The sequence below is a fragment of the Microcoleus sp. A2-C3 genome (assembly GCF_036706065.1).
In the GTDB taxonomy this organism is placed as follows: domain Bacteria; phylum Cyanobacteriota; class Cyanobacteriia; order Cyanobacteriales; family Microcoleaceae; genus Microcoleus.
In genome coordinates this window covers 123,296-145,827 of the sequence record NZ_JAUBVX010000009.1, presented here as the reverse complement: position 1 = coordinate 145,827, position 22,532 = coordinate 123,296, and the positions used below count along the sequence as shown (strand labels likewise).

Annotated in this window: 15 protein-coding genes; 5 read left to right on the top strand and 10 right to left on the bottom strand. The window is 43.2% G+C overall.

All coding sequences use genetic code 11. From position 1 onward, the window contains the following. Positions 1-208: 208 nt before the first annotated feature. The 6 genes from QUB66_RS07835 to QUB66_RS07810 form a co-directional block, all read right to left on the bottom strand. Positions 209-2,056, bottom strand: a complete 1,848-nt coding sequence (locus QUB66_RS07835) for a tetratricopeptide repeat protein (RefSeq protein ID WP_332967154.1) — start codon at positions 2,054-2,056, stop codon at positions 209-211. Next, complete coding sequence (locus tag QUB66_RS07830) at positions 2,049-6,140, bottom strand: tetratricopeptide repeat protein (protein WP_332967153.1); 4,092 nt, start codon at positions 6,138-6,140, stop codon at positions 2,049-2,051. Before QUB66_RS07830 ends, QUB66_RS07835 begins: the two co-directional genes overlap by 8 nt. A gap of 24 nt (positions 6,141-6,164) precedes the next feature. Next, a complete protein-coding gene (locus QUB66_RS07825; RefSeq protein ID WP_332967152.1) occupies positions 6,165-9,029 on the bottom strand; it encodes a tetratricopeptide repeat protein in 2,865 nt (954 codons plus the stop codon). Positions 9,030-9,611: 582 nt separating this feature from the next. Further along, the gene (locus QUB66_RS07820) at positions 9,612-10,463 is read right to left on the bottom strand and encodes a calcium-binding protein (RefSeq protein ID WP_332967151.1); all 852 of its coding nucleotides are present in this window, start codon (positions 10,461-10,463) and stop codon (positions 9,612-9,614) included. Positions 10,464-11,064: 601 nt separating this feature from the next. After that, positions 11,065-11,250: a hypothetical protein gene (locus tag QUB66_RS07815; RefSeq protein WP_332967149.1), complete on the bottom strand. Its 186-nt coding sequence runs from the start codon at positions 11,248-11,250 to the stop codon at positions 11,065-11,067. A 264-nt stretch (positions 11,251-11,514) separates the two neighbouring features. Beyond that, positions 11,515-11,703 carry a hypothetical protein gene (locus QUB66_RS07810; RefSeq protein ID WP_265233605.1) on the bottom strand — a complete coding sequence of 63 codons (189 nt, stop codon included), beginning with the start codon at positions 11,701-11,703 and terminating at the stop codon, positions 11,515-11,517. A 1,412-nt stretch (positions 11,704-13,115) separates the two neighbouring features. Here QUB66_RS07810 and QUB66_RS07805 point away from each other — a divergent pair. After that, on the top strand, positions 13,116-13,313 hold the full coding sequence (locus QUB66_RS07805; RefSeq protein WP_265233604.1) for a hypothetical protein: 198 nt from the start codon (positions 13,116-13,118) through the stop codon (positions 13,311-13,313). 718 nt (positions 13,314-14,031) lie between these two features. After that, the gene (locus QUB66_RS07800) at positions 14,032-14,232 is read left to right on the top strand and encodes a hypothetical protein (RefSeq protein WP_265233603.1); all 201 of its coding nucleotides are present in this window, start codon (positions 14,032-14,034) and stop codon (positions 14,230-14,232) included. 274 nt (positions 14,233-14,506) lie between these two features. Here the strand turns inward: QUB66_RS07800 and QUB66_RS07795 are convergent, their stop codons facing one another. Continuing rightward, on the bottom strand, positions 14,507-15,256 hold the full coding sequence (locus QUB66_RS07795; protein WP_265233602.1) for a pentapeptide repeat-containing protein: 750 nt from the start codon (positions 15,254-15,256) through the stop codon (positions 14,507-14,509). Between the two features lie 97 nt (positions 15,257-15,353). Further along, positions 15,354-16,526 (bottom strand): RNA-guided endonuclease InsQ/TnpB family protein, encoded by a 1,173-nt coding sequence (locus tag QUB66_RS07790; protein WP_332967146.1) that lies wholly within the window; start codon positions 16,524-16,526, stop codon positions 15,354-15,356. A gap of 97 nt (positions 16,527-16,623) precedes the next feature. On the opposite strand from QUB66_RS07790, the gene QUB66_RS07785 reads away from it, so the two are divergent. Continuing rightward, positions 16,624-17,136, top strand: coding sequence for a phosphoribosyltransferase (locus QUB66_RS07785; protein ID WP_265233600.1), 513 nt, complete (start codon positions 16,624-16,626; stop codon positions 17,134-17,136). Between the two features lie 12 nt (positions 17,137-17,148). Here the strand turns inward: QUB66_RS07785 and QUB66_RS07780 are convergent, their stop codons facing one another. Together QUB66_RS07780 and dxr are read right to left on the bottom strand one after the other, a co-directional pair. Further along, complete coding sequence (locus QUB66_RS07780) at positions 17,149-17,823, bottom strand: Uma2 family endonuclease (RefSeq protein ID WP_332967142.1); 675 nt, start codon at positions 17,821-17,823, stop codon at positions 17,149-17,151. 223 nt (positions 17,824-18,046) lie between these two features. Further along, positions 18,047-19,237, bottom strand: coding sequence for a 1-deoxy-D-xylulose-5-phosphate reductoisomerase (gene dxr, locus QUB66_RS07775; RefSeq protein ID WP_332967141.1), 1,191 nt, complete (start codon positions 19,235-19,237; stop codon positions 18,047-18,049). Positions 19,238-19,364: 127 nt separating this feature from the next. Here dxr and QUB66_RS07770 point away from each other — a divergent pair, with 127 nt between their 5' ends. Both QUB66_RS07770 and QUB66_RS07765 read left to right on the top strand, forming a co-directional pair. After that, entirely contained in the window at positions 19,365-20,936 is a 1,572-nt protein-coding gene (locus QUB66_RS07770) for a DUF2079 domain-containing protein (protein ID WP_332967162.1), read from the top strand. Between the two features lie 9 nt (positions 20,937-20,945). Next, positions 20,946-22,511, top strand: coding sequence for a DUF2079 domain-containing protein (locus tag QUB66_RS07765; protein WP_332967140.1), 1,566 nt, complete (start codon positions 20,946-20,948; stop codon positions 22,509-22,511). Positions 22,512-22,532 lie beyond the last annotated feature (21 nt).

Sequence of the window (22,532 nt, the reverse complement as noted above, 5' to 3'; positions counted from 1 at the left end):
ACACAATCATTCTGCCTATTCAGGACGGCGAATGTCTGAGGGGTGAAACCCCTCAGACATTCGCCAACAGTCTCTTTCAACCGCGTCTACACAAACGATGTCCACTCCAAGCGAACTGAAGAAAATAACCTAATTTTAATCGCCTTTTATTCACCCTGCGGAGGCAGGTTTTGTTTGTATAGGTGCGGTTTCAACCGTACGTCTTATCTTATTCCCAATCAAATCTCCTCCCCAAATACTCCTCTAGTTCCTGATTGTAAGGTTTAAAATAATCGCTCAATAGCTCGCGGACTGACTCATTTACCCGCTGATAAACACCAGGATTAGCATTTTGATACTCAGATAATTGATATTCCGGTAAATCTAAAAATGCTAAAACTTGCTGAACAGTTTCCCCGACATTTCCATAAAAATCTTCACTTTTTAAAATTAACAACTGTTCTGGGGGAAAGAAAGCCAGCCAATTTTTAATAAATTCTATATACCTGCCGCGAGCTAAATAATTGCCCGGTTCCTCGCCGATGATGTATTCTGGGTTTTGATTCAACCGTTCGATTTCGTCGCTAATTGCCCGATCGAGCGATCGCCCTTCCCAATTTAACTCCTTTAAGCGGTAGAAATGAGAAATCGCGCGATCGACCGGATTTCGCAACAGCACAATCAGTTTCGCCTCTGGACACGCGCTGTAGACTCGTTCCGGCGCTTCCCGACAGTCAAAATAGCTCGGACTTGCTTCACCCGTTACAAACTCCTCTCCCTCCGGCATTAGGGGAAAATGAGCCAAATACCAATCAATCCCTCTGTGAAAATGCCACGAGAAAAAATCCATCTCCTTTTTAATCGGAGTCAAAATTTGCGGATGTTCAGCTAAATAAGTGTAGAGAGAAGTCGTGCCACACCGCTGAGAACCAATAATTATAAACTTAGGAACTTTGACTGGTTTTAAGTTCCAATTTTGTGGAACAGGCATCTTGCCTGTCTCTGTATTTTGTGGAACAGGCATCTTGCCTATTCTCTTACTAAGAATAGATGCAAAAGTTTGTTTATAACTAACAGTTTTATAACAGCTAATCGCCTCAGAAATTTTGCCTTGTCTAGTCAAAACTTCCCCCAAATTCAAATAAGACCAAAAAGCCTCCGGTTGAGCATCAACAACTTCGCGGCAGAAGTTTTCAACTTGATCCAACTTGTTTTGCTCAATCAAAACTTCCCACAAATTGTAATAAAACCACCAAGGAAGATCGGGATTTATTGCTATTGCTTGCAAAAAAGCCGCCGCCGCTTCCTCCCCATATTTTTGGTGGCTCAAAACAGCACCTAAATTGTAATAAGACCAGCAATCATCGGGTTTTTGGGCGACTGTGGCGCGGGCTGATGCTAATACGCTAACGCACTTTTCCTGCTGTTTCAACAACTGCTCTAATTCCGCTGATACTACAGCATAATTTGGCACTCTTGTCAAGATAAGATTGTAAAGAATAATTGCGCTTTTTGGGCGATCGTACTTTGCTAAATTCTTACCTAACTGCAAATAAAAATCTATTTTTTCCGGTGTAACTTGCAATTGACATTTTTCTAACACTGACTGTAAATCAGACTCTGTTTGTCCGAGACTATATCCCAACTTATCGTAAATTCCCGGCAAATTTCCATCAATTTCAATAGCTTGTAAATACGCAGCGATAGCTTCACCCGACTTTTTGAGTTTAGTCAAAGCCTCGGCTAAATTGTAAAAAGACCAAGCAAAATCTGAGTTCAGTGCAATCTCGCAGCGGTAAGCAGCGACAGCATCCTCCCAGCATTGCAGTTTTAGCAAAGCATCGCCCAAATTATGATAAGACCACGAAAAATCAGGATTTAACTCAACAGCTTTTCTGTAAGCAGCGACAGCATCCTCCCAGCGTTCGAGTTTCAACAAAACATCGCCCAAACTGTGATGAGACCAAGAAAAATCTGGGTTTAACTCAACAGCTTGTTTGTAAGCAGCAACAGCATCATTAAACTCACCGCTTTCTTGCAGGGAATTCCCCAACTGGTGGTAATCATCATTATTCATGCGAAACCCCTGCAATATTCATTAACTTCTCCAGCGAGTTCACATTCACCCGCATATCTTTATGTCCCTGGTATTTCTGAGTTAAGTCATCAAACAATTCAGCAATTAAATAGTAATGTTCCAACTCACACAAATTACTGATAGTCCAAAAGCAAGTTGGCACATAAATCGGAGAGAAAATCTCAATTACTTTAGTTCCCGGAGTGCAAAAAACTAGATTAGTCAATCCCCCTCCGTGAGGTGATACAACTACTTTAGCAGCAGCCAAACACGCGGCTTGTTCCCCTACCGACATAGTTTCCAGCTTGACTGTACGAAACCCAAACTTTTCTAAACAGCCGACAACCTCTTCCTCGTTGACTATTCGCCGATAGGATGCTTTTTCTCGGCTGATATAAATTTTTTCTGAATAATTTGTATTTGACGACTGCTGTTCATTTAAAAATATTCGTTTCAGATATTCACATTTCCATTTAGAGGTTCCAGAACCACCATCGCAAATTGACGGTACTATTAATTTATCCGCTGTAAAGTGTGGCTGATAGCGACTTTCTAAAATTTTATCTAGTGGAATTCCTAAAGTATTTAAACTTTCTTTTTCATAAGCCGAATCGCAAGCATTGATCGCAAACTTATCAATACTATCCATCAATCCACTGCGCTGCAAAAGATGGAACCGCGTCACCACATCAAACATCCAATGAAAATAAGCTGCGCCACCCCAGCGAGCCGACAAAAAAGCCACATTTCCCTCGATATGTTCGGCGGGAGGCAATTTGTCGGAAGTTATTACCAACTCAGGACAACCCATTGAAATATCGGCAACAAGTTTATTGTCTGAAGTAATGGCGCAGGTAGTAGCAATATCGGCCCAAGCTCGTCCGTTTGGTAGTACGGCAACAAAAGCTTTTTTTGTATAAAAAATTTCATCTTCCCAACATCTGTTATCGGTGTGGATTGTTTTGGAATCAGATAAATTGATTTGACTTGCAGGATAAATGTCAATGCAAGTAATGCTCGGATCTGACTCTGCTACAATTGCCAAATTGTCGGTAAATCCACAGTATTTTTTGAGAAAATTTAACGGCAACATTTTATAGCCAAATTTTATGATATCGGCTTCATCTACTTCTCCTTTTTGTTCCAAAGCATCAGCTATATGATAGTAAAGTCCAAATAAATCTGGTTTAATTTGCAGTGCTTGAACCAAATTAGATATTGCAGATTCCCACTGCTGTTTTGCCATGAAAGTCAAGCCCAATCCTTCGTAACACCAATAGGATTTTGGATCGAGATTGATGCCTTTTTCATAAATTGCGATCGCCCTTTCCAATTCCCCTTGATTCCGCAGCGCATCGCCCAGCTTTTTGTGCAGCCAACTCTCATCGGGTTCTAGCTCAACAGCACAGCCAAAAGCCACCGCCGCTTCCGACCAATTTTCTTGTTTTTCCAGAAGTTCTCCCAAACTATTGTACAACCAACAATCATCGGGATTTAATTCAATAGCTTTGCGGTAAGCATCCGCCGCTGCTTGCAAATTTTCCAGTGCAACCAAAGCCTTACCTAATCTATCGTAAGACCAACAAAAATCTGGTTCTAATTCAATCAACTTGCGGTAAGCAGCCGCCGCGTGCTCCCACTCAGAAAGCTCCATCAACGCATCGCCTAAATTATTGTAACTCCAACAAAAATCGGGATTTAACTCAATCGCTTTGCGGTAAGCAGCAGCGGCTTCCTCGTATTTTTCAGTTTTTTGTAAAATTTCCCCGAAAAAGTGGTAGGCCCAACTAAAATTAGGGTTGAGTGCGATCGCCCTTTCGTAAGCGGACACAGCTTCTTTCCACATCTCTTTTGCTTGCAAAACTTTACCCAACTTGTGGTAAATTAAATATTTGCCAGACTTAATTTTAATAGCTGTTTGATAGCGGGCGATCGCCTCATCCAAATAACCCGTATCTGCCGCAATATCCCCCAACTTTTCCCAACCTTGAGACAAAAGTGCTTGCTCTTCGCCCAATTTTTTATTATCAGTTTTTTTGACAATCAGTTGATAGCCTTTATGCACTACTTCTAGCTGACTTCCAAACATCTCCAAAAACATATTTATCCCGATTTTAGTATCTTGCTCCGGGCTGTCGGGAAACGTAAACTCATAATCGTCAAAAATCATCAATCCGCCAACTTTCACCAACCTCCAAGATAAAATCGCATCTTGCAAAGCGCTGGTGGGTTTGTGACAGCCATCAACGTAAGCAACATCGTAATATTCTGAATCCAAATTCACTAATAATTCCTGAGAATAACCTTCCAATTCAATTACCTTGTCGGCTACTCCCGTTTTAGCAATATTACCCTTAAAAGTTTGTTGAAAACACAAATCAATACAAGTAATTTTTGCCGTCGGATGAGTTAAAATATTATCCAACAGCCAGCAAGCAGACATTCCCTGAAAACTGCCGATTTCCACAACTTTAAAATCTGCAATTCCCGCCAACTGCTGCAAATGCCGTTTCCAAATAGGAATATTGTGGGTAAACCAATCTTGGGTAAATTGATAATTTTTTGCCTCACATTCAAGCCAACCTCTCAATTCGCTCGCTTTTTGGTGACAAATAATTGCTTCTTCCAATTCCCCTAATTGCGGTAAAATATTTCCTAAATCGTTGTAAGGCTGAGAATTTTTCGGAGAAATTTCAATTTGGCGGCGGTAAGTGGCAATTTGTGCGTACAACTCCTGTTGTTTCCCCCGCACTTCCTTAAGTTGGGCGACAATTTCCGCAGCAGTTGGTTCAATCTGCACAGCCATGCTATAAAATACGATCGCACCTTCAAGCTGCTTCTGTTTCGCTAAACTATTACCTAAATTTATATAAAACTCCGCTCCATTTAACTCAATTCCCAGCAATTTGTGGTAATTCTTCCCGCTGGCAAGTAGCTCAATACCTTGACAATAAACTGCGATTGTGCTATCTAAATCCGCGGCGCTGCGCTGCCGCAAAACATATCCCAACCTCTGATTAATTCCCATCAAATTCGGCTCAAGCTGAATCGCGTGGAGGTAAGCGCTAACAGCTTCATCCCAGGATTTTTCGCAGGTTAAGGCAATGCCCAAATTGCAATAAAACCAAGAAATATCTGGATTAATTGCAATGGCTTTGCGGTAACAACTAATAGCTTCTTGCCACAGTTGTTTTTGAGCCAAAGCTTCCCCTAAAAAATTGTGTGCCCAAGAGGAATTATCATTAATTGCCAGAGTCTGACGGTAACATTGAATTGCCACATCAAACTCGCGTTTCTGCACAAAAACATTGCCCAAACTAAGGTAAGCACGGGCGTAATTGGGATTGATTTCGACGCTTTTGCGGTAACAGGCGATCGCCCGATCGCCTTCTCCTCGCTCCGCCCAAGTTTGACCCAAACTGTGGTAAGATTCAAAAGACTCTGGATTGATGGCAATGGCTTGTCGGTAATTGGCGATCGCCTCATCCCACCGTTTCTCCCTGACCAGCATTTCCCCCAAATTGTGATAAGCTATGGCCAGGTTCGGGTTTAACCCAATTGCCCGCAAATAACACTCAGTAGCGCGATCGAACTTTCCCAATTCAACTAAACTATTTCCCAGAGTGACGTTTTCCTCAGCCGTTGCCCAATTCGGCTCGATCTTGAAAGCTTGATACCAAGATTCTGCGGCTTCTTCTGGCTTTTCCAATTGCATCCAGATTTTCGCCAACAGCCGATAAGCACCAGCAAAACTCGGTGCAAGGGCGATCGCTTTTTCACAACTGGCGATCGCCTTTTCCCACTGTTTTCCTTGAGAATACAAACTGCCGAGATTAGCATAAACTTCCGGCAAATTCGGATTGCGATCCAACGCCGCTTCATACCAATATTTAGCCTGCTCTATTTCACCTCGAACCTGCATTACCTTTCCCAGTGTCTGGCAAGCTGCCACCAAATTCGGTTCAATTTTCAGCGCTGACTCGCAAGCAGCAACTGCCTCATTCAACCTTCCTTCAGCTAAATAAACTTCTGCTTGCCGATTCAAATCAACCGCTGCTTTTTCCATCTTCTCAATCGAGGGCATAAATAAACTTACTCCAGACGCCAGCTAACCCAAACCCACCACTTCAACCATCTTTTTCAGCGAACTCAAGTTCACCAAAATGTCCTCAGTTAGCGAATTCTGATACATCAACTGTCTAATAGGATAGCATTCAAAAGCCTCGCCAGCCAAAAAGTAATGTTCCAACTGCAAATATTGACTACTTCCCCAGTAATAATGGCTGATATAGTGAGGCGACATCAACTCAATTACTTTAGTTCCAGATTTACAAAAAATCGTATTTGTCAAACCGCTACCGTGAACAGCAACTATCACCTCAGCGTGATAAAAATGAGCAATTTGCTCAGTCAATGACATCGACTCAGGCAAAATAGAAACAAACCCAGATTCTGCCAAAACCTCAACCACATCTTCCTCGTTCAAAACTCTTCGATATCTCGCTTTGCTGCGGCTGATATAAATGCGTTTTGGATAACGAGCTTGAGGTATAATTCCCTTGAGAAACTCTCGCCTCAAAAAATCGATCGCCCACCCGGGTGGCCAGCCCAAATATCCCGCAAAAGAAGGTACAATTAACTCTGTTGCTTGAATGTGAGGAATGCGATCGCTCTCCAAAACCTTTTCATCGGGAATCCCCAGAATCCTGAGACTTTCCCGCTGAAATTCGTGCTGACAACTATTCACCAAAAACCAATCAATTTCCGCCAAATCCCTACCGCTGCGCCGCAGCAATTCTATCCTCGGCAAAACGTCCACCATCCAGTGAAAATAGACATTTCCCGACAAACCAGAAAGCACCGCCACGCTACCGTCAATCTGCTTCAAAGGTGGAAAAGATTCTAAATTAAAAACGCTGTGTTTTCTAACATCATGTTTCTCGCATCCCGGCAACAAACCAGGATAATCTCTCGACACATCAGCCAACAAATAATTATCAGGAGTAATTACAGCAATCGCCTTACAAATTAGCCAATAATTTTGCTGCGGCACAATCCAAACTCGCCCGTCGGGAATCTGTGCCACAAAAGTTTTCGGGGCATCCACAGGTATCGGTTGCGAGTTAGATAAACGGCAAACTCCCCAACCCAAATGCACCGGATCGAACCACTTAGAAATTCTGTGCAAACACAGCCCGCAAGTTAGCCCACCACACTCGGAATTTACTTGCGAATTGGTTATAGAAAATTGGGAATTTGGAATATTTTCGGCACAGGCTTTTGGTGCGTGTTGCCAAACTATTTCCACATAATTGCCCGCATCCAATTTAGCATTAACTAGCCAATCCCAACTCGATAAATAAATCCCGTGAGGACGTTCTAGAGAATTGCTATCTGGTGATATAAAATTCGAGTTTTTCCACTGTTTCGGCTCCCCATACCCTAGCAATTGCAACTCTAAAACTTGTTTATAATACTCGATTGCCCGTTCCCAATGTCCCTGTTTTTCGAGCAGTTTTGCTAACTCAAAATAAACCTGGGGTAAAGCAGGTTGAATTTTCAAAGCCATGCGGTAAACGGCAATTGCCGCACCCAAGCGCTGCTGCTGGGCTAAGCAATTTCCCAGCCGCCAGTAAATCTCTGTATTTTTCGGCTGAATTTGCAAAGCTTTTTGATAATAAGCAGCGGCTGATTCATATCCGCCGTACTCTGTTAAAGCATTCCCCAAATGCAGGTAAATTTCTGCTAAATTATCGCAAATTTCAGCAATTGGTAATGGGGCATCGGGCATCGGGCATTGGGCATTGGGCATTGGGCATTGGGCATTGGGAATAGTTTCTTTTTCTTCCTTCTTCCCTCTATCCTTTACATCCGTTACATCCGTTACATCCGTTACATCCGTTACACAATCCGTTGCCGAACTTCCTTCTTCCTTCTTCCTTCCAGTTAGTGCTGCGAGAAATCGATCGCACGCAGCGATCGCCCTTGACAATTCATCATCCTCTAAATTACCAACTTGCCGCCTTTCTTCCAAACGGCAGTAAGCCTCAACAAAATCGGGCTTCTGAGCTATCGCGTGCTTCAAATAAGGCATGGCTTCGGCAATCTTGCCCAAAACCATCAAAGAAAAGCCAGCGTCTGTATAACCCGAAATATGTTGGGGATTCAGCTCGACTACCCGATCGAAACAAGCAACCGCCGCCAAATGTTCCCCCTGCATTTGCCAAGCTTTCCCCAGATTGTAGTGAGCCAAAACCATGTCTGGTTCCAACTCGATCGCGCGACGGTAAGATGCGATCGCCCGATCGGGACTTTTCTCGTGGAACACCTGGCCCAAATTATTGTGCGGTGTCGCCCAATCCGGCTTAATCTCGATCGCCCGCTGGTAAATCTCGATCGCCTCAGCAGGGCGATCTTCCTTCAGCAAAATCACACCCAAATTGCTGTAAGCTTCCACATAATCGGGCTGGAGAGCGATCGCCTGACGGTAGCTATCAATTGCCGCTTCTAGCTGATTATTTTCATTTAAAACCACAGCCAGATTGAATACAGCAAGCAGATAATCTGGTTTTTGGGCGATCGCCTTTCGGTAACAGTCGATCGCCCCCAACAAATTACCCTGCTGGTGAAAAATATTTCCCAAATTATAATGAACTTCCGGCCAGTCTGGCTTCAAATCCAGAGCTTTCCCGTAGTGAAAAGCCGCCTCATCCAGCCAGCAATACTCGCTGTAAAGTTGACCCAAATAAGCATGAGCCAGCACAAACTTGGGCGAAATCTCCAAAGCTTGGACAAAAGCGTCTCTTGCCGCCGTCGGATCGCCGCTCGCTTCGAGGATTTCGCCTAAAGTAGTGTAAGCTAGCGCAGAAAATGGCTGTAGTTCGATCGCCCTTTTACAAAAATCGATCGCCTCAGTTAACTTTCCCTGCTTCAAATAAACTTGGGCTTGCCGGATGTATTCTTGAGTGGTCATTGCTTGCGGTGCAGTTGCGGTTGCTTTACCGCTTCAGGGAAACTTATAACTTCTGATTTTAAAACTTTGATATTTTCAGACTATTTATATTTTAGGCGATCGGGATCACAATTTTTATTACCCGGAGATCCCCTCGCATCCCCCTTAAAAAGGCGAACTTTGATGAAGTTCTTGTCTCCCCCTTGTTAAAGAGGCTAGGGGGGATCTGGCTCGAACCCAAGGGTATTGATTTATATTTTAGGCGATCGAGCGATCGATTTTTATTACCCGGAGATCCCCCCAAATCCCTTTAAAAAGGGGGACTTTGATGAACTTCTTGTCCCCCCCTTCTTAAGGGGGGCTAGGGGGGATCTGGCTCGAACCCAAGGGTATTGATTTATATTTTGTCCGATCGAGCGATCGATTAATTTGATCAATAAATGTCGATCGATTTTTTTTAAATGCCCTGCTTCACTTGAGCCATTGAATATTTCAACCTCACCCCGCTGGTAGCAGAGTGAGGTTGAAATCCTTTCAAACTATCGGTTTTTGTAAGAACAGCCCCGGATAAAATCCGGTGCCGCCCCACAACGGCCAGTTGTTTTAGAACAACTCGAAGTTGTTCGAGGTAATCGTCAGACCAGGTGTCAGTTGAGCAACAGTTAGCACTCCGCCGGTACCGTTGAAGTACAACACACCGTTTGTTGGGTCGTAGACCAACTTGTTGGTGTTTGCTGTGATACTAGATCCGGTGAAATTAGAAACCACGACAAACTCGGTGGCCTCGAAGGTGGTACCCAAACCACCCAACACACCGCCGGACTTCAATTTGATCTTATCTTCGGCAGGCGTAAAGTCAGTGATCGTGTCTACGCCGAAATCGCCGCCAAAACCACTGAAGTAGAACGTATCGCTGCCAGCACCGCCAGTCAGGACATCGCTGCCTCTGTCGCCAGAGATCAAGTCATTGCCAGCGCCGCCATCGACAGTATCATTGCCTTTACCGCCGTACAGCAGGTCGTTGCCGTCGCCGCCGCCGACGACATCGTTGCCCTCGCCACCAAAGACAGTATCGTTGCCAGATCCACCGAGTACGGTGTCGTTGCCTCTCTCTCCAGAAACCAAGTCATTCCCAGCACCGCCGTCGAGCAGGTCATTTCCTTTACCGCCAAAGATTCTGTCATCGCCGTCACCGCCAGAAACGACATCGTTGCCTGCCCCTGAAACGATAGCGTCGTTGCCAGGGCCGCCGCCGATACTGTCATTGCCACCACCGGAAAAAATGATGTCGTCTCCAGCGTTACCAGCAATGACATCATCGCCCCCAAAAGTCAGGATGATATCGTTTAGATTGCCTGCACTTAATCTGTTTGCGCCTCCGGTACCGACAACGCTTGAACCGCTAGCTCCAGGCAGAGAAACTGCTGGTTGTGTTGGATTAGTAACCTGTGTCATTTACACTCCTCCTAAAAGATTAATCACTTTTCTACAATACACTTTTCCCTCCAAAGGGATTCAATAAATCGAACCGGACATCGGTTGAGACCCTAATTGACCCGGCTGCTATAGGCTGTCATGTAATTTAATTTGTCAGCAGGGAGCCTGGAACCGCGAGTTGAATCTTGTATTCCTTGAGCAGCAAGTATCAGTTGTTTTCTGCCTTGGACTCTCGACTCCATCACTCCCTCCTATAACACGAAAATATTCCAGTTAACCGTTTGTGAGTCTACCATACGTACCTTGAGTGCGGCTAGTCATTTTTTAAACTGTAGCCAGAAATACACATAGACCATTTGTTAATGGGAGTATGTTCTCAAGATTGAGAACTTGCACCGCACTCCTTAGCAACTGTCGCCCGAAAGTTCGATCGCCCGTAATGGATCTTGAACTAAGTTGCGATTTTTCAGTGGACTCTGAATCACCAGACTTTTGAGTTGCTCTCATAGTTCCCCAGAAATCATTTTTTTTAGCCTGATTTCACAGCAAGCGCCGGCACGCTGCGGTTCACATTCAGTCAAACCCCGCTCCAACCCTGTCCTGGAGGCACTCTTGAGGCTCATCGCCTTAAATTTTTCCACCGATATTCCTCGCGCTCAACTGAGGATTTTCGCGAAACCCTCCGGTTTTTCAACAAAAACAGGTCATTTCCGCAAGGAGCAGCATCCATGCGGGCGATCGGACTATACAGCGCTTGTGCGATCGAGTGGGATTTCGGTTGAGTCGATCGAGTGGTACTGCACATAACTGAGAATAAGCTGCTGCGCGTCTTAATTGTCTGTCGCTTCCAGAAACAGTGTCAAACAGACAAATCTTTGACCAGCAGCCAAAGACTCTTGAGAATATTTTTGATAGAAAAATAATTAATTTTTATATGAGTTAGATGGCAAAATTTAAACAAAAAAAATAATTATCATCAAATTTATTCTTGCTAATTATTAACTCCTAGAGCCTCATTAACAATTAGCAATTTTCCCGAAAATTGGTTGGCATTCATAGACAAGTTGTACTATTTTCCCACTCTGTGTGCTGCTAAGTGATCTGTTGACCCGTTGGCATAGCTCTGGCTGTCGTAGCTGTAGATGTGAGCGTCACTTTGGAAAAGATAATTGATCGAAGTAGCTGCATAGTATGTCAGCGCTAGCAGCGACACTGCGTTAAGAATTCCATAAATTCGCTTCTCAGACATTTCGTTCATTTTCACTCCTACATTTTGTACAACTAGCAAATTTGGATGCTGTGACGGCACTTTTTTTGAGAAGTTCCCACAAATCCCGCACCAGATCAAAATTTGATCGATCGCCTTATGAACTCATGATGCCTCCCATAAAACAAGTCCTGCTTGAGATTAGCAATAGTTTTTGTTGGCCATTTAATTTTGAAGTCTCTGCCTTTAATTGTGCATCTAACTGTGGTAAGAGTTCGGCTATTTTTGCGAAATCGAACTCTACAATTGTCTGTTTAAGAGCTGCTGCAATTTACAAATATCTAGCGTCAAAAGCTTGCAGGGTAAAGAGTATAGCTTTTTGTCAAAAATAAGTAATGATTTTCCCAAATTCGATTAATAGTCCACAGCGGCCGGAAATAATCAAAAATATTAAGTTGTCAGCGGAACGCTGAAATATGTCTAAAGTGATACTTTTCCCAGCAACAGAACCTGTTAGATTGCCAATTAAGTTTGAGTTTGGTGGAGGTGGCAGATAATTTAGGATTGCAAAATTGTTGAGGTCGCTATCCGAAAATCTGGATTTGACACTTTTGACTGACACTTTTGACTGAGTGCCCCCCTTAAATCACGAAATGACAAAAGAAAAGTAGGCTTCAAAAAGTAGAAAGCAGAATTTGACATCGACAAAAAAATACTATTTTGAGATTCAGCATTTTTATTTTATTCTGCCTTTTAAGTGCGATTTTTGGTCATAAAACAAGATTATTTACTCGATGGGAGGAGCGATGAACGGCGGATAATTATGACAAAACAACTGAATGTACTTGAGTCAGTTATTCCCACTACGATTTATGAGAATTATTGTTCGGATTTTGCAGGTTTTTCAACCGACTTTTTGCTGGTAATTTGCAACAGTGATAGGGGTAGAACAATAGGCCAAACCAGGGGGCCGAGTAGTAAGGCTACCCAAGAGAGTAAGTCTTTTTTGGATGTGGAAGTATCGTTCCAAAAAACAATGAACCAAACAACAAAAACGATTAAAGAAATCGAAAAGTAGCCAATAACGATCATTCTTTTACCTGCCTGCCTATAGATGGGATCGAAATATTGATAATTTATTGTATCTCAGGCTGTGGCTCGCCGATCGCAACTGGATGCCTCGGCTACAGTTGAAAACGAACAGTTTCACGCCTCCAGCCGTCAACAATGGCGCTCAAAGTCTTGCAATCAGAAGTTTTCGAGGTTTCGTCTAGCCTTAAGGCTACCGCCACAATCACAGCAAATGCGATCGAGGTCTCTCATTCTATGTGATTTAACTCACGTATACCCCAGACTTAGATCGCAAGTCGAGCTCAGAAAGATCACACAGCTTAGCCGACGGCAATCACCCTACTCTGTTCTCAAATGCTCGATATTAGAGTAGTTGAGTTCAACGAAATTTCATGCAAGTTCTGAATTTAAAATCCGATCGCACGATCGCTGAACTATTCTATCAAATCACGCATTCAGGCAATTTGACTCGTACCGAAAGTCACGGACTGCGCGCACTCTGCGAAAGCGCTCTCACCGAAGACGATCGAGATTCAGTCAACCGCCTACTTCACGCCATCCGTCGCGGATGGGTCAGGATTTCCGATTAGTACCCTCAGACAGCAAGTTTAGATCAGTAGTTCCACCCTGTCTGGTATAGAGTTTTGCCCGCAATCAGATTTCCGTGAGTAGGTCGCTCCATTAACCCTCTCATAAAAAGAATTATCCTGCGATCGTGGCGATCGAACCCGGTTTCTTGAAGAAGTCGGGATTTTTGATCTTAAAGCGTCAGCAGTCAGTAGTCAGTAGTCAGCAGTCATCAAGTAGATCCACGGAAAAAAACCACACCAAGACACGCAGTAAATGGAACCAAAACCGGATGTCTGAAGACAGTAAAAATTTTATGTTTAATTAAGGCGATCGATTTAATTAGCAGTCATTGGTGAGCAGATATTAAGTAATCTATTATGAGATAAGTATTAATTGATGTGTCAGATTATAGCCTTTCGAGCTCTCATATTAGGTACGCGAACGGCATAGGGCATAGGGCATAGGGCATAGAGCATAGGGCATAGCTCACCACGCTTGAGAACCGCTATATATTAACAAAGACTACAGATATCGCAGTTGCCAAAAGCGAGGAATCGGGACGGAGTTTTTGTTTCGAGTTGCTCTCTCGATCGAGGAAACATCCGCTCCCCCAATTCGGTTGACACAAATCACAAATTAAGATCCAACAGATCACATTTACTCACCTATTTAAATCACATAAATATTCATAAAATTAGTCAATAATGTCAAATGTCAGTTAAATGAACAAAAAAAGCAATGATGACCCAAACGTTTTTACCTCAATTTACTATTGCAGAGCTAGTGTTTCAGGTATATCACTCCGGTCTGCTGACTCCCACTCACCGACAACAGCTCAAGACAGCGCTGTTAAATGACAGTCTTACCGAAGAAGATCAAACAGCCATCAACCGCTTGCTTCACGCCGTTCGCCGGGGCTGGCTGAAAGTTGTAGATTAAATCGTGACCCAAAAATATTTGCCACTTCTCTGGAAATGCACTGTCAATCAATTTTAGATTTTAGATTTTAGATTTAATCAACAGATGAATCTGGAGATTGAACTTTTATCTAAAATTTTTGACTATCCACAACGAATATCGGGCGCTTTTATCCATTTTTGGGCGGAGTCATCAGAAGGCAGAATTAAATCGCCTCAATAAAATCTGGAATTAAGCTAAATGTAGGGTGCATCACCAGCACCCTGCGGTTTCAACTTCTGTTTTGCCAGCTTATTTACTCAGAAATTTTGCCATCTGGCATCATCGCCTCTCTCAGATTCGCCTCGTTCAAATTTGTCCCACGCAAATTGGCTTGATGCAAGTTTGCTCCCCGGAGATTTGCTCCCTTAAGGGAAACTCCACTCAAATCTGCTAGATGCAGATTTGCACAACTCAAGTTAGCTCCGCTTAAATTGGCTCCCTTCAAATCGGCTTTTTCGAGATTTGCTTCTGTCAAATTTGCCCAACTCAAATTTGCTTGAGCTAAATTAGCATTGCTCAAGTCAGCTTGTGTTAAGTTGGCGTCGGTTAAATTTGCTTTGCTGAGGTTGATTCCGCAAAGTTTGACTTCGCTCAAGTTGGCACCTTGCAAGTTAGCGTTTACTGCATAAACTTGCATCAAAATTGCCCGCTGAAGATTGGCATCTCTGATGTCTGCACCTCTGAGACTCGCCCCTGTCAAATCGGCTCCGCTGAGCACGGCACTCCGCAAGATGGCTCCGCTTAAATTCGCTCCCACCGCCTCGCATTCGCCGAAATTAGCGGACATGAGGTTGGCTTGGGAGAGGTCGGCTTGGCTGATATCTGCTTGATACAGATTGGCTCTGTAGAGCGTGATGCCGATCGAATTTGCACCTGTTAAACTAGCTCCAGTCAGGTCTATATCGCGCAAATTTGTCCTTGAAATATTGATCCCAGCCAAGTCTACGGTACGAAAAACCCGTTCTCCGGCTGCATACCGTCTGAGAAGTTCATCTGCATTCATGTCATTTTCCCCAAAATATTGAATAATATCATTGATATTTCAATAATATTAGGCTTGACATCCACCCCGTCAAACAAGGTACGGGGATTCCCAATCATCACTGATTAGGTTTCTGCTTCGTAGCACCAGCCTTCCGAGATTTACTCTCTTGGGGTCTTACAGTTGCTCCACAGACTGACACGGCTAGCCCAGCCGCCAAAATGTTTTTTGCAGCGTTGATATCTCGGTCATGGTTTGTCCCACATTTAGGACATTCCCATTCCCGAATATTCAGCGGTAATTTATCTACAATATACCCGCAGTTTCCACAACGCTTAGAACTGGGAAACCAGCGGTCTATCTTTATTAGCTCTCGACCGTACCACTCGCATTTGTACGCCAACTGGCGAATTAGTTCGCCCCAACTAGCATCACTGATCGCCATAGCTAATTTATGGTTTTTCACCATATTCTTGATGGCTAAATCCTCAACTACAATCGTTTGGTTTTCACGAATTAGTTGAGTTGTTAATTTATGTAGAAAATCTTGACGCGCATCGGTGATCTGTGCATGGATGTTTGCTACTTGTACCCGCGCTTTTTGCCTGTTGTTACTACCCTTTTGCTTACGGGCTAACGCTTTCTGTTTCCTTTTCAACTTCTTGCGAAGTTTTTTAAAGTGCTTAGGATTGGCGATTTTATCGCCATCGCTAGTAGCAATTAGGCTGGTTATTCCTACATCCAATCCAATAGATTTCTCTATCTTCGGAAGTGGCTTGATTATATAGTCGTCTACAAGTATGGAGACAAACCAGCGTCCAGCAGGTGTCAACTTAACCGTAATGGTAGACGGAATGCACCCTTCGGGAATTTGTTTGCTCCAACGAATTGGCAATGGAGTAGTGCATTTAGCTAAAAATACCTGTCCATCTTTCCATCGGAAAGCTGACTTGCTGAATTCAGCACTGCCACCGTTATGCTTCTTCTTGAAGTTAGGATATCTAGCGCGACCCGCAAAGAAGTTGCTAAACGCTGCTTGAAGGTGTCTGAGTCCTTGTTGCAAAGGTACGCAGCTAACTTCATTCAAAAAATCAAGCTCTTCCTCTTTCTTCCAATTCGTCAGCATAGAGGAGGTTTGGCTGTAGCCAACTTTCTCTTGATGCTCGTACCACGCGATTGTGCGAGCAGCCAAAGCCTTGTTGTACACTAACCGTGTACACCCCATTGTCCGTCGCAAGAGATTTTCTTGCTGCGTAGTGGGATAGAATCGGTAGCGGTAGGCTTTTTTCATTCTCACACGTTAACACATTTTCTGTGATATTGTTGGTTTGAGGCAAGTCTTTTTGTAAAGCCGTCCTTTTAGGACGGGGTTTCTACCCATTTTTTTGATGAGCGACCTTTACGTTTCTTGGTCAGAGTACCATCGCAAAATTGAGGATTTGGCTGTAAAAATTGATGAATCTCAATGGAAATTCGATCGCATTGTCTGTTTGGCGAGGGGAGGGCTGCGCGTCGGCGATACTCTGTCGCGGATTTTCGACAAACCTCTGGCGATTTTAGCGGCCTCGTCATACAGTGGGGCGGAGGGAAAAGTTCGGCGGGCGATCGAGTTTGCGCCTAATTTGACAATGGTGGGCGATAATTTGGGCAGCCGCATCCTGCTAGTTGACGATTTGGTGGATTCGGGAATTAGTTTGGATCAAGGTATCGCTTGGCTGAAGAGTCGTTACGGCGAGGATATTCAGGAAATTCGGACGGCTGTGCTTTGGTACAAGGCTTGTTCTGTGGCGAAGCCGGATTATTATGTAGATTATTTGGCGGATAATCCTTGGATTCACCAACCTTTTGAAATGTACGAAAAAATGAGTGTGGCTGATTTGGCAGCGAAAGTGGGGAGTTAGTGAAACCCGCTGCTACGAGTCTTTGATTTGTAGTTGCTCTTTTACCCAAGCTCGAAATGCTCTGATTGTTGGGCTTCTGCCTTGGGTGTTGCTGCGATCGACATATTGAGGAATTACATCAATAATGGGAAAGTCGGGGAAATTTTGGCTGGTATCAGACTCAAGATATTTTCCGTCTTGAAGCAGATAGATTTTCAGGGTTAGCCCGTCATATCTCCAAAGTTCCGGCACTTTCAAAGCTTGATAGCTGCTGAAACTGGTTTGTGAGGAGTTGTCAATCTCGATCGCCAAATCGGGAGGCGGATCTACTGTTAAATCTATTCTATCCTTACCTCGAATAGCAGCTTCGTGCTGAATGTAGAAACAATCATCAGGTTCTACGCCACTCTGCATCTCTTTGCTTTTGAACGTAGTAGAACCTAAAACATCACAATCAATATTAAGTTCTTCCAAAAGCACGTTGACAAGGTATCCAATCAATGATTTAGCTTTTTCATCTTCTAGTAGTAGCCTCCTGATTTCCAGTGATTCTTTATAATAAGTAAGTCGAAGTGCGTAACCTTCCCCTAACTCGTCTAGGATAGCTTCGTACATTTCCCAGCTAACGTTTTGTAACTTTATTTTATTGCCTGGTGGGATAATTAGTTGATTTAGCTCAAATACTGTTGGTTTGGTTTCTGTTTGCATCGGTTGCTTCCAAGAATGGGAGTCATAGCTCTATTTTATCAAGGGATTCAATAAAAATAGAAGACGGCGGTTGAAACCGCGCCTACAAAAACGAATTCCGCCTCCGCGGAATGAAGAAATAAATGAAAAAAATCACGTAATTTTCACCATCTTATCTTCAACCCGCTTGGAGTGGGTTTTGTTTATATAAACGCGGTTTTAACCGTACGTCTGCATCTTAGAATTAGCGAATCGAAAGAATACGATCGCCCAATTCGACACTTCCAGCCAAAACTTCCAGCCGCGCCCACTGATCCGCAGCCAAAATATCCTCTAAACCAGGACTTTCACAGTTATCAGCTTGATGTTTGTCGCACACATTCTCAATCAACTTCGGAATATCCAAAAATTGAATTCTTTCATCCAAAAATAGCGCTACAGCCTGTTCATTTGCCGCATTCAGCACCGCAGGCATCGAGCCGCCTGCACGTCCCGCCGCATAAGCCAACTGCATACAAGGATACTTTTCGTGGTCTGGTTCTCGGAAAGTCAAATCCCCGGATTTTACCAAATCTAGTCGCGGCCAATCTGTATGAATTCGCTCCGGCCAAGACAAAGCATAAAGCAGCGGCAATCGCATATCCGGCCAGCCCAATTGCGCCAAAACAGACGTATCTTGCAGCTCAATTAATGAGTGAATTATGCTCTGGGGATGGATGACAATATCAATGTCGTCATAATCCAGGCCGAACAAGTAATGAGCTTCAATTACTTCTAATCCTTTATTCATCAAAGTAGCAGAATCAATGGTGATTTTCTGCCCCATCGACCAATTCGGATGTTTTAAGGCATCGGCGACTGTTACTCCTGCTAATTTGTCAATCGGCAAATCTCGAAAAGAACCACCCGAAGCTGTGAGAATAATTCGGCGTAAACCTCCATCTGGTATACCTTGGAGGCATTGAAAAATTGCCGAATGTTCCGAGTCTGCCGGCAATACTTTAACCCCGTATTTTTCGACTAAGGGGTTGACAACGGGGCCGCCAGCGATTAATGTTTCTTTATTCGCTAAGGCAATATCTTTGCCTGCTTTGATAGCGGCAATTGTTGGCAGCAAACCGGCACAGCCAACTATGCCCGTGACGACGGCTTCAGCGTCGCCGTATTTGGCAACTTCGACAACGCCTGACTCGCCAACAAGTAAAATAGGTTGAGGGTCGATATCTGCGATCGCCTCTTGTAATTCTTGTAGTTTATCTTCGTCGCAAATCGCGACAATTTCGGGTCTAAACTGGCGAATTTGCTGTGCGAGTAACGTGATATTTCGTCCGGCAGTTAACCCGACAATCCGAAATTGTTCCGGGTATTGAGCTACAATATCCAGAGTTTGAGTACCGATGGAGCCTGTGGAGCCGAGAAGAGTTATTGCTTTCACAATTTTTTAAGGTTTTGTGGATTATTCTAATATTACGATTAGTGGAACTCAAATTAGCGGTTAGCTATTGCGTGGCAAGCACATTTGAAGGAATCATATTTTGAGTCGTCAGCTAGTGCCAGATTTCATGGAGAATGGGAAAAATTTTGCTGATGACCGTGAGGAGATCGGCGTTGGAATCACGGATAATATAGAAGAAGGTCGATCGCACTTACCGTCGAGTTTGGTTTGGGCGATCGCGATTGCTGCAATAATTTTCTTTTTGTCTAGCAGTTTACGGCACGCCTTATTCCAATCAACAGCCTTCGATTTGGGGATTTTTGACCAAGCAATTTACTTAATCTCCCAAAACCAAACACCTTTTTCTTCTTTGATGGAGATGCACATTTTGGGAGATCACGCAGCGGTAATCTATTATCCGCTGGCTTTGCTGTACAAAATTTACCCGGATGTGCATTGGCTGCTGTTAGTACAAGCAGTTGCTTTATCGCTAGGGGCTTTGCCTAGCTGGAGTTTAGCGCGTTTGGCCGGCTTAAATCAAGTACAATCCCGTGCGATCGCCATAATTTATTTGCTCTATCCGGTAGTATTCAACATCAACTTATTTGATTTTCACCCGGAAGTGATCGCTTTACCCGCACTGTTAGCAGCAATTTTGGCAGCGCGCCTCAATAAAATCCTGTGGTTTTGTACCGCCATTCTGTTAGTGTTGAGTTGCAAGGCTGTTTTGTCCATAACCGTTGCTGCCATTGGTTTCTGGCTGTTTTTCTGCGAAAAAAAGCAACGGTTTGGGGCGATCGCACTTTTGCTCGGTGTAGCATGGTTTTTGATAGCCTCCCAAAAAATCATCCCCTACTTTAGCGGTAGCGAAGTCGCAGGAGTCGGGCGCTACAGCTATTTAGGCAAATCCGTACTAGAAATCATCATCAACCTCATATTAAAACCCCAGCTAGTATTAGGAAAAATCCTTTCATTCGACGCATTCAAATACTTATTCATCCTCACCTTACCCGTATTTTGGCTGTTACTGCCATTCTCCCCAAAAATCAACCTTAAATATTTAACAGCCCTAATTCCTGCAATCCCTACCTTAATTATCAACATCCTCTCCGACTTGCCATTTCAACGCAGCTTAGCCTATCAATATTCAGTGCCAATCATTCCTTTTTTAATCTTAGCAATCATCGCCAAAGCAGCAGTAATAAAAAACGCAGATCAAGCTACATCGCTAAATACAGAAAAGATTCACTCACCTAAAACCGCAAATATACAATTTAAAAACATCCAAATCCCGCAACTGTGGCGGGGAATGCAATTACCCAAAGCAATGATAATTTGGTCATTAATAATTTTCCTATTACTGGGAGAATCCAAAGACTTTATTCTGTACGCAAATAGACTAGATACCTGGCAAGCCACACGGGAAGCAATCGCAGAAGTTAAACCCCAAAGCAGTATTTTAACAGATAATAGACTTGCCCCTCACTTTGCCCACCGCCCCATAGTCAAATTACTTTCACAAATTTCACCCCAAACAAATTTAGCTGAATTTAAATACATATTATTAAATCTTCGCCATCCCTGGCCCGATACAGAAAAAACTGGTAACACCTTAGCAACTCAACTTAAAAACAATCCCACTTTTAAATTAACTTATCAAAAAAACGAAGTTCTACTATTTAAACGCATCGCCGATTAAACAAATAAAATGCTAACTTTACAATCTCCAAAATCCCATCCAGTATTTTTAATGATTGTCGTAACAACGATAATCTTATTTACCGCTAGTAGCGTGCGCCACGCCTTGTTTCATTCCACTGCATACGACTTAGCCATTTTTGACCAAGCAATTTACTTGATTTCTAAAAATCAAACCCCATTTTCCTCATTAATGGGAATTAATATTTTAGGTGATCATACGGCGTTTATTTTCTATCCGCTAGCTTTACTTTACAAAATATATCCCGATGTGCACTGGCTGTTATTCGTGCAAGCTTTTGCCCTAGCTTTAGGTGCTTGGCCTAGCTGGAGTTTAGCACGTCAAGCGGGATTAAATGAACCAAGGGCGATCGCACTTGCCGCCGTATATCTGCTTTATCCCGTAGTATTTAACGTCAATCTGTTCGACTTCCACCCCGAAGTAATTGCCTTACCCGTAATTTTAGCAGCAATCCTAGCCGCCAGACTCAATCAAACATTGTGGTTTTGTGCAGCCATCCTCTTAATTTTAAGCTGCAAAGCCGTGCTATCTTTGACAGTTTTGATGATGGGTGTTTGGCTATTTTTATTTGAAAAAAACCGCAAGTGTGGACTCATCGCTATATTTCTCGGTGCAGCTTGGTTTTTGATAGCCACTCAAGCAATCGTACCGTACTTTAATCAAGGCAAACAACACGCAGGTGTTGGGCGATATCAATATTTAGGAAACTCGGTTTTGGAAATTGCGATAAATTTAATTTTCAAACCTCATCTAGTAGCAAACCGAATTTTTTCGGCGGATACTTTGGGATATTTAATTTTGTTATTTTTGCCTGTAATCTGGTGGATTTCCCCGCGCCAACTGTCGCCATTAATTAGTGCTTTACCCATGCTATTCATGAATATTCTCTCTGATATTGACGCTCAGCGAGATTTGATTCATCAATATTCTGTGCCGATATTTCCGTTTTTATTAACTGCTGTAATTTCCACGGTAGCAGACAGACAGAAAAGAGGCAAGAATTTTTGGAAAAATGCCGGGGATTATCTATGGAATCACCGCCAATTGATGCCGCGAATTTGGAAGCCAGTATCGCAACCAATTTCTATTAAATCTGTTAAACATATCTGGATGCGCCACCTTTCGATTCGCCGCAGTTGGAGGTGGGGAAAATTGCTGTTTGCTAATTTGTCAAAATTGTTAATTTTATGGTCGATTTTGAGTTTCTTGATTTTAGCTAAATACGGCTATTTTGGAACGATTTATTTAGAGTCTCTCGATACTTGGCAAGCGACGCGGCAGGCAATTAATCTAGTGCAAACTCAAGGCAATGTTTTAACAGATAATTCCCTCGCAACTCATCTCGCTCACCGTTCAATAATTAAATTGCTGCACCAAGTTGCCAACGGACAAAGTTTGAATGAATTTGAGTATGTACTATTAAATATGCGCCATCCTTGGCATGATACTGCGGATACTGCTGTTAGTGTCGTCGCTAAACTTAAAAATTCTCCTGAATTTAAGATAAGCTATCAGCAAGATGATGTGTTTTTGTTTCAAAGAAAGCCCAATTAGTATGATAATAATAATTGATAT

Bases quoted from the DNA above. Each gene is read 5' to 3' on its own strand.
- QUB66_RS07835 (WP_332967154.1), bottom strand. From the start codon at position 2,056: ATGAATAATGATGATTACCACCAGTTGGGGAATTCCCTGCAAGAAAGC.
- QUB66_RS07820 (WP_332967151.1), bottom strand. From the start codon at position 10,463: ATGACACAGGTTACTAATCCAACACAACCAGCAGTTTCTCTGCCTGGA.
- QUB66_RS07795 (WP_265233602.1), bottom strand. From the start codon at position 15,256: ATGAATGCAGATGAACTTCTCAGACGGTATGCAGCCGGAGAACGGGTT.
- QUB66_RS07815 (WP_332967149.1), bottom strand. From the start codon at position 11,250: ATGTGCAGTACCACTCGATCGACTCAACCGAAATCCCACTCGATCGCA.
- QUB66_RS07765 (WP_332967140.1), top strand. From the start codon at position 20,946: ATGCTAACTTTACAATCTCCAAAATCCCATCCAGTATTTTTAATGATT.
- QUB66_RS07810 (WP_265233605.1), bottom strand. From the start codon at position 11,703: ATGAACGAAATGTCTGAGAAGCGAATTTATGGAATTCTTAACGCAGTG.
- QUB66_RS07805 (WP_265233604.1), top strand. From the start codon at position 13,116: ATGCAAGTTCTGAATTTAAAATCCGATCGCACGATCGCTGAACTATTC.
- QUB66_RS07790 (WP_332967146.1), bottom strand. From the start codon at position 16,526: ATGAAAAAAGCCTACCGCTACCGATTCTATCCCACTACGCAGCAAGAA.
- QUB66_RS07800 (WP_265233603.1), top strand. From the start codon at position 14,032: ATGATGACCCAAACGTTTTTACCTCAATTTACTATTGCAGAGCTAGTG.
- QUB66_RS07830 (WP_332967153.1), bottom strand. From the start codon at position 6,140: ATGCCCTCGATTGAGAAGATGGAAAAAGCAGCGGTTGATTTGAATCGG.
- QUB66_RS07785 (WP_265233600.1), top strand. From the start codon at position 16,624: ATGAGCGACCTTTACGTTTCTTGGTCAGAGTACCATCGCAAAATTGAG.
- QUB66_RS07770 (WP_332967162.1), top strand. From the start codon at position 19,365: ATGGAGAATGGGAAAAATTTTGCTGATGACCGTGAGGAGATCGGCGTT.
- QUB66_RS07780 (WP_332967142.1), bottom strand. From the start codon at position 17,823: ATGCAAACAGAAACCAAACCAACAGTATTTGAGCTAAATCAACTAATT.
- QUB66_RS07825 (WP_332967152.1), bottom strand. From the start codon at position 9,029: ATGACCACTCAAGAATACATCCGGCAAGCCCAAGTTTATTTGAAGCAG.